Origin of the sequence: Teichococcus deserti, from assembly GCF_001982615.1 — a bacterium.
In the GTDB taxonomy this organism is placed as follows: domain Bacteria; phylum Pseudomonadota; class Alphaproteobacteria; order Acetobacterales; family Acetobacteraceae; genus Pseudoroseomonas; species Pseudoroseomonas deserti.
Genome location: NZ_MLCO01000319.1, coordinates 1 through 6,908 on the forward strand (window position 1 = coordinate 1; position 6,908 = coordinate 6,908).

General features: G+C 72.3%; 8 protein-coding genes. 5 read left to right on the forward strand and 3 right to left on the reverse strand.

Translation table 11 applies throughout. The annotated features are described in order from the left end of the window. Positions 1-888, forward strand: an 888-nt coding sequence (locus tag BKE38_RS25805; protein ID WP_076960080.1) for an MFS transporter, incomplete at its 5' end; no start/stop codon positions are given. A 58-nt stretch (positions 889-946) separates the two neighbouring features. After that, positions 947-1,573, forward strand: a complete 627-nt coding sequence (locus tag BKE38_RS25810) for a glutathione S-transferase family protein (protein ID WP_076960081.1) — start codon at positions 947-949, stop codon at positions 1,571-1,573. Between the two features lie 4 nt (positions 1,574-1,577). Here BKE38_RS25810 and BKE38_RS25815 read toward each other — a convergent pair whose 3' ends face one another. Further along, a complete protein-coding gene (locus BKE38_RS25815; protein WP_076960082.1) occupies positions 1,578-2,156 on the reverse strand; it encodes a TetR/AcrR family transcriptional regulator in 579 nt (192 codons plus the stop codon). A gap of 207 nt (positions 2,157-2,363) precedes the next feature. Between BKE38_RS25815 and BKE38_RS25820 the strand changes: the two genes are divergently transcribed. From BKE38_RS25820 to BKE38_RS25830, 3 genes are read left to right on the forward strand one after another with little or no spacing between them, the layout of a single operon-like run. Then, the gene (locus tag BKE38_RS25820; RefSeq protein ID WP_076960083.1) at positions 2,364-2,855 is read left to right on the forward strand and encodes a (2Fe-2S)-binding protein; all 492 of its coding nucleotides are present in this window, start codon (positions 2,364-2,366) and stop codon (positions 2,853-2,855) included. Beyond that, complete coding sequence (locus tag BKE38_RS25825; protein ID WP_076960084.1) at positions 2,852-3,841, forward strand: FAD binding domain-containing protein; 990 nt, start codon at positions 2,852-2,854, stop codon at positions 3,839-3,841. Before BKE38_RS25820 ends, BKE38_RS25825 begins: the two co-directional genes overlap by 4 nt. Beyond that, positions 3,838-6,141, forward strand: a complete 2,304-nt coding sequence (locus tag BKE38_RS25830; RefSeq protein ID WP_076960085.1) for a xanthine dehydrogenase family protein molybdopterin-binding subunit — start codon at positions 3,838-3,840, stop codon at positions 6,139-6,141. Before BKE38_RS25825 ends, BKE38_RS25830 begins: the two co-directional genes overlap by 4 nt. 98 nt (positions 6,142-6,239) lie before the next feature. Here BKE38_RS25830 and BKE38_RS25835 read toward each other — a convergent pair whose 3' ends face one another. Then, positions 6,240-6,719, reverse strand: coding sequence for an OmpA family protein (locus BKE38_RS25835; protein ID WP_083747873.1), 480 nt, complete (start codon positions 6,717-6,719; stop codon positions 6,240-6,242). After that, positions 6,719-6,908: hypothetical protein (locus BKE38_RS32440; protein ID WP_165694286.1), on the reverse strand; the 190-nt coding region annotated here is incomplete at its 5' end. The genes BKE38_RS32440 and BKE38_RS25835, both read right to left, overlap by 1 nt.

Consider the following 6,908-nt stretch of genomic DNA (forward strand, 5'->3'; position numbering starts at 1 on the left):
TGGGGCGGCTCCACCGCCTTCATCGTCGAATGGGCGCCGCCCAGCCGCCGCGGCTTCTTCGGCAGCTTCCAGCAGGCGTCCGTCGCCGGCGGCCTGCTGCTGGGCTCGGCCGTCGCCGCCCTGTTCAGCTCCACCCTCTCGGTCGAGGCGATGGAGAACTGGGGCTGGCGCATCCCCTTCCTGCTGGGCGCTGTGCTGGTGCCGGTCGGCGTCTACATGCGCCGCAACATCGAGGAGACGCCGGCCTTCCGCGAGGCCGAGGCGGCCGCGCCGGCCAGGGCGGTGGCCGAGCCCGCCGGGTCGAGCAACTTCGCCCTTGCCGCCAAGGCGGCCGGCTTCACCATCCTCTGGACGGTCTCCTACTATGTGATGCTGAACTACATGCCGACCTTCACCCAGAAATATGCCGGCCTCAGCCGCAGCGCGGCGCTGTGGTCGAACACGCTGGGGCTGGTGGTGCTGGTCGTCGCCATCCCGCTGATGGGCGCGCTGTCCGACCGCATCGGCCGCAAGCCGCTGCTGCTGGCCTGCTGCGTCAGTTTTATCTTCCTGACCTGGCCGCTGTTCTACCTGCTGGTGGGCGATGCCGGCTTCGGCACCGTGGTGCTGGTGCAGATCGTCTTCGCGCTGATGATCGCGGCCTTCTCCGGTCCCGGCCCGGCGGCGATCTCGGAAATCTTCCCGACCAAGTCGCGCTCGACCTGGATGTCGGTGGGCTACAGCCTGGCCGTCGCCATCTTCGGCGGCTTCGCGCCCTATATCGCGACCTGGCTGATCGGCGCGACCGGCTCGCCGCTGTCGCCGACCTACTACCTGATCCTGGCCGCCATCGCCTCGACGCTGGTGATCGCCACGCTGCGCGAGACCGCCCACACGGCGCTGCGCTGACCCTCGACGCCGCCGCGCTGTCTTGAGCGCGGCGGCGAGCTCGGGCAGGGTCGCGGGCATGACCGCGACCCTACGCCTGCTCGGCAAGGCCTCCTCGATCAATGTGCGCAAGGTGCTCTGGACCTGCGCCGAGCTCGGCCGCGATGTCGCCCGCGAGGATTGGGGCAGCGGCTTCCGCCCGCTCGACACCGCAGAATTCGAGGCGATCAACCCGCATCGCCTGGTGCCGGTGATCCAGCTGCCGGACGGGTCCTACCTGCGGGAATCCAACACCATCTGCCGCTACCTGGCCGCGGGCTCGGCCCTGCTGCCGGGCGATCCGCTGGCCCGCGCCCGGGTCGAGCAATGGATGGACTGGCAGGCGACCGAGCTCAACGCCGCCTGGCGGCTGCCCTTCATGGCGCTGGTGCGGCGCGACCCGGCTTTCGTCGACGCCCCGGGGCTGAATGACGGCATCGCTGGCTGGCACGCGCAGATGGCGCTGCTCGACCGGCAGCTGGCGCAGACCGGCGCCTATGTGGCCGGACCGGATTTTTCCCTGGCCGACATCGTGCTGGGCCTGTCGGCCAACCGCTGGCGGATGACGCCGATGCCGCATCCCGACCTGCCGGCGCTCGCGGCCTGGGAGGCGCGGCTGGTGCAGCGCCCCGGCCATCGCGCCCATGCCGCCAACGGCATTCCCTGAGAAGCTACTCCGCCGCGACCCCCTGCCGCATCCCGGCCATCAGCAGGTCCAGCACCCGCCCCGAGCGGGCCCGCCAGTCGGCGCTTTCCGGCGCGGCATAAATGCCGTTCAGCGCATGCAGCACATCGGCCAGCTCGACATCGCCGCGGACCCGGCCGCTGGCCTTGGCGGCGTTCAGCAGCCGCTCCACCGTCCCCGGGAAGCCGCTCTTGCTGGCGGTCAGCAGCTCCGGCCGCTCGCGCAGCAGCGCCTTCAGGCTTTCGCCCAGGCCCCGCTTGGTCGCCATCATGTCCAGGCTGCGATGCATCCAGCGCCCCAGCGCCTCATCGGCCGGCAGCGTCGCAGCCATCTGCTCGGCGGCGGCGTAGAGCGCCTCGCTCTCGCGCTGGTAGACGGTGGCGATCAGCGCGTCGCGGGTCGGGAAATGCCGGTACAGCGTGCCGATGCCGACGCCGGCGCGGCGGGCGATCTCCTCCAGCGCCGCATTCACCCCGCGCTCGGCGAAAAGCTGCGCCGCCTCGGCCAGCAGCTTGTCGCGGTTGCGCCGCGCATCCGCCCGTAGAACCGGGGGGGTCTCCCCCATCACGCCCGCGCCAGAACTCTTCAAACGCCCTACTCCATTGCCGGCGGGTCTTGACGGCCGCCGGTGCAAGCCTTAGCTCCCCACACAAGCGGAGGCACTCTCCGTTTACGCCTCTTGCCTGGTTAATTGCATTATCTGCCCGATCGGAGGGTCTGTCATGCCTGTCCTCCTGCAAATCCGCCATGCCGCGACCCCGGATAACGCCGCATGAGCACCCCTCGCCCCCTCACCTTGATCGTCAATGGCGAGCCGCGCGCGCTTCAGGTGGAACCCCGCACGACGCTGCTGGATGCATTGCGCGAGAGGCTCGACCTGACCGGCACCAAGAAAGGCTGCGACCATGGGCAATGCGGCGCCTGCACGCTGCATGTCGATGGCGAGCGGGTGCTGGCCTGCCTGACCCTGGCGCAGCAGGCCGAGGGCCGCCGCATCACCACCATCGAGGGCCTGGCCGGCCCTGACGGCACGCTGCATGCGGTCCAGAAGGCCTTTCTGGCCGAGGATGCCTTCCAGTGCGGCTACTGCACCCCCGGTCAGATCATGTCGGCGGTGGCCTGCATCCGCGAGGGCCATGCCGGCTCGGCCGCGGAGATCCGCGAGTTCATGGCCGGCAATCTGTGCCGCTGCGGCGCCTATCCCCACATCGTCGCCGCCGTGCAGCGCGCGGCCCGCGCCCTCGAGCAGGAGACGTTGGCATGATGGATTTCTCCTACGCACGTCCTGCCGACCTGGCAGCCGCAGGCGCGGCCCTGGCCGCCGGCGGCATGGCGCTCGGCGGCGGCACCGGGCTGCTGGACCTGGCGAAGCTCGGCGTGGCGCGGCCGGTCGCGGTGGTCGACCTGACCCGCCTGCCCGGCCTCGATGCCATCCAGGTCTCCGAGACCGAGGCCCGCATCGGCGCATTGGTCAAGATGAGCCGGCTGGCGGCGCATCCGGCGATGCGCGCGGCGCTGCCGGCGGTCGGGCAGGCGCTGCTGGCCTCGGCCTCGCCGCAGATCCGCAACATGGCCACGATCGGCGGCAACCTGCTGCAGCGCACCCGCTGCGCCTATTTCCGTGATGCTGCCGTCGGCTCCTGCAATCGGCGGAACCCGGGCAGCGGATGCGCGGCGGTCGGCGGGGTGACGCGCGGGCATGCGCTGCTCGGCGTTTCGCCCCATTGCATCGCGACGCATCCGGGCGACCTGGCGGTGGCGCTGGTCGCCTTCGATGCGGTGGTGGAGACCTGGTCGCCGAATGGCCAGCGGCTGCTGTCCGTCCACGACTTCTTCCTGCTCCCCGGCGCGACACCGGGCCAGGAATTTGCGCTGGCGCCGGGGGAGATCGTGACCGGGCTGCGCATCCCCCTCGCCCCGGTGGCGCGGCAGGCGCGCTACGTCAAGCTGCGCGACCGCGCCTCCTACGAATTCGCCGCCGCCAGCCTCGCGGCCGGGATGTCTCTCGGCGTTGACGGGCGGATCGCGGATCTGCGGCTGGCGCTGGGCGGCGTCGCCACCATTCCCTGGCGCGCCCGCAGCGTCGAAGCCGCGCTGATCGGCGAGCATCCGACGCCCGCCGCCATCGCCGCCGCCGCGGCACTGGCGATGCGCGAGGCCGAGCCGCAGCCCGACAACCGTCACAAGCTGGCGCTGGTCCCGGCCCTGATCGAACGAACGCTGACAGACATGGTGGGAGAGCCCGCATGAGCCCACTCGATGCGCCGGTGAAGCGCGGCGGCGCCGGCGACGGACTGCCGGTGCTGGGCGCCGCCCTCGCCCGGCTGGATGGCGTCGCCAAGCTGGAAGGCAGCGCCCGCTTCGCCCTCGACCAGCCGGTGGAGGGCCTGGCCCATGCCGTGCTCCTGCGCGCGACCATCGCCGCCGGCCGGGTGACCCGGATCGACGCCGCCGCCGCCGAGGCCGCCCCCGGCGTGCTGGCGGTGCTGACGCCCGACAACACCGCGCCGCTGGCCGCGGCTTCGAGCTGGACCGGCGCGCCCCCCGCCCAGCCGCAGTACCGCCCGCTGGATGCGGAGATCTTCCACCACGGCCAGCAGATCGCCGCCGTGGTGGCCGAGACGCTGGAGCAGGCGCAGGAAGCCGCCCGGCTGATCCTGGTCGACTACGAGGCGGTGCCGGCCATCACCGGGCTGGACGACCCCCGCGCCGGCGACGGCGATCCGATCGACATGCTGTCGAAATCCTGGGGCGATGCCGCGGCCGCGCTGGACAAGGCGGCGGTGCGGCTGACCCTGGAGTACCGGACGCCGCGCGAGTTCAACATGCCGATCGAGCCGCATGGCCTGATCGCGCAGTGGGACGGAGAAGAACTCACCCTGTGGGAGCCCAGCCAGTGGCTGGACGGCATGGCGCGCACCTACGCCGAATGGTTCGGCCTGCGCTTCGACCAGGTGCGCATCGTCTCGCCCTATATCGGCGGCGGCTTCGGCTCCAAGGCGCTGGCCCTGCCGCATGGCGCCGTCGCGGCGATGGCGGCGCGGCAGCTGGGGCGGCCGGTGAAGCTGGCGCTGACCCGCAGCCAGACTTTCACGGGCCTCGGCGGACGGCCGGCGACGCGGCAGGTGCTGGAGATCGGCGCGACGGCCGGCGGCCGCCTGCTGGCCATCCGCCAGCGCGGCTGGAACGAGACCTCGATGAACGCGGTGTCGGTCGAGCCGCTGGGCTCGGTCACCGGCCTGATGTATGCCCTGCCGAACTTCGACAGCCGGCAGAATGTCGTGCCGGTCCATACGGTGCAGCCCGGCGCCAAGCGCGCCCCGGGCGAGAATCCCAGCGCCTTCGGGCTGGAATCCGCCATCGACGAGCTGGCGCATGCGGTCGGCCAGGACCCGCTGGCGCTGCGGCTGCTGAACGATGCCGAGCATGACCACTCGAGTGGAAAACCCTGGTCCACCCGCAAGCTGCGCGAGGCGCTGGCGGCCGGCGCCGTCGCCTTCGGCTGGGACCGGCGCGACCCGATGCCGCGCTCGATGCGGGACGGCCACCTGCTGATCGGCTGGGGCATGGCGGCGGGAACCTATCCGGTGCGGCGCACGGCGGGCGAGGCGCTGGTAGGCATCCTCGCCGATGGCAGCGTCGAGGTCGCCAGCAGCACCGCCGACATGGGCACCGGCGCGCACACCATCCTGGCGCAGACCGCGGCCGAGGCGCTGGGCCTGCCGGTGGAGCGGGTGCAGGTGCGGCTCGGCGATTCCCGCCTGCCCCGCGCGCCCGTCACCGGCGGCTCGCAGATGGCCGGGCTGATGACCGGCGCCGTGCACAAGGCGGCGCTGGCGGCGCGGGAGGTGCTGATCGGCCTGGCGCTGTCCGACCCGCGCTCGCCGCTGCGCGGCACGGGGGCCAACACGCTGCGGCTCGAAGGCGGCATGCTCGTCGCCCCCGACGGCACCGCCTATGATGTCTCTGCGGTGCTGAAGGCGACCGGGCGCGAGCGGGTGGAAGCCCTGCGCGACACGCTGGCCGAAAACCGGCTGAAGCCGGAGGACCACTACCGCAACTTCACCACCGTCTCGACCATGCGGGCGCCGACCGACGGCGACTATTCGATGCATTCCTGGTGCGCGCATTTCGTCGAGGTGGCAGTGGACGAGGCGCTGCAGACGATCCGCCTGCGGCGGGTCGTCTCGGCCTTCGATTCCGGCCGGCTCTACAACCCGAAGCTGGCGGCCAGCCAGTGGAAGGGCGGCATCGTCATGGGCATCGGCCAGGCGCTGCTGGAGGAAGGCCTGGTCGACCATCGCCACGCCCGGCTGATGAACGACAACCTGGGGGACTACCTGCTGCCGACCAATGCCGACATCCCGGAGATCGAAGTGATCGACGTCGGCGAGCCCGATCCGCATGCCTCGGCGCTCGGCGGCAAGGCGGTGGGCGAGCTCGGCATCGTCGGCGTGGCTCCTGCCATCGCCAATGCCCTGTTCCACGCGACCGGCAAGCGGCTGCGCAGCCTGCCGCTGACCGGGCAACGCCTGGCGGAGGCCGGCTAGAGCCGATTGGCTTCGGACACCGAAGCCAATCGGCTCCAGGACTTCGTTCGTTCGCGTGAGTCAGGCTTTTCGGTGATCCCACCGCAAGCCATCACGCTCTAGCCTTCCGACGCTTCCCAGCCGACCAGCAGGTCGACGCGGCGGTTCAGCGGATGCGGGCCGTCCTCGGGCTGGCGGGCCTCGCGGGCGCCGCGGCCGTCCAGCTCGATCAGCTCGGCCGGCACGCCGAGCGCGACCAGCGCGCGGGACACCGCCTCGGCCCGGCGCCAGGCGGTCTGCTCGTCGGTCTCGCGGCCGCGCTGCTCCTGGGCATGGCCGGTCAGGCGGATGCGCGGCGGCCGGCCGGACCAGGGCCGGTCGCCCGGCATCGCCGCGGCCCGCAAGGGCGCCGGACCGGCCTGCCAGTCGCGCTCCTCCTCCCAGACGCGGACGGCGCCGGCCAGCACCATGCGGCAGCGGGCATTCAGGGTCAGCGAGCCGCGGTCGAAATAGCAGCTTTGCGCATAGGGGGCCGGCACGGCTTCGGCCGGCGACGCCGCCAGGCCCAGCAGCGCCACGGACAGACCGAAAAGACGCATCAGGCGGAGGGGGTGGTCACCAGCGCGTAGAGGCCGGTCGCTTCCAGGTCGAGGCCGCGCAGGTCGGTCACCGGCTGCGGGCCCAGCAGCTCGGCGACGCGGCGGCGCGCCTCGACGACGGCGCGGCGCACCGGGCCGGCGCCGCGGGTCACCGCCAGCCCGCCGATCGGGCCGCGCCCGTCCCAGGTC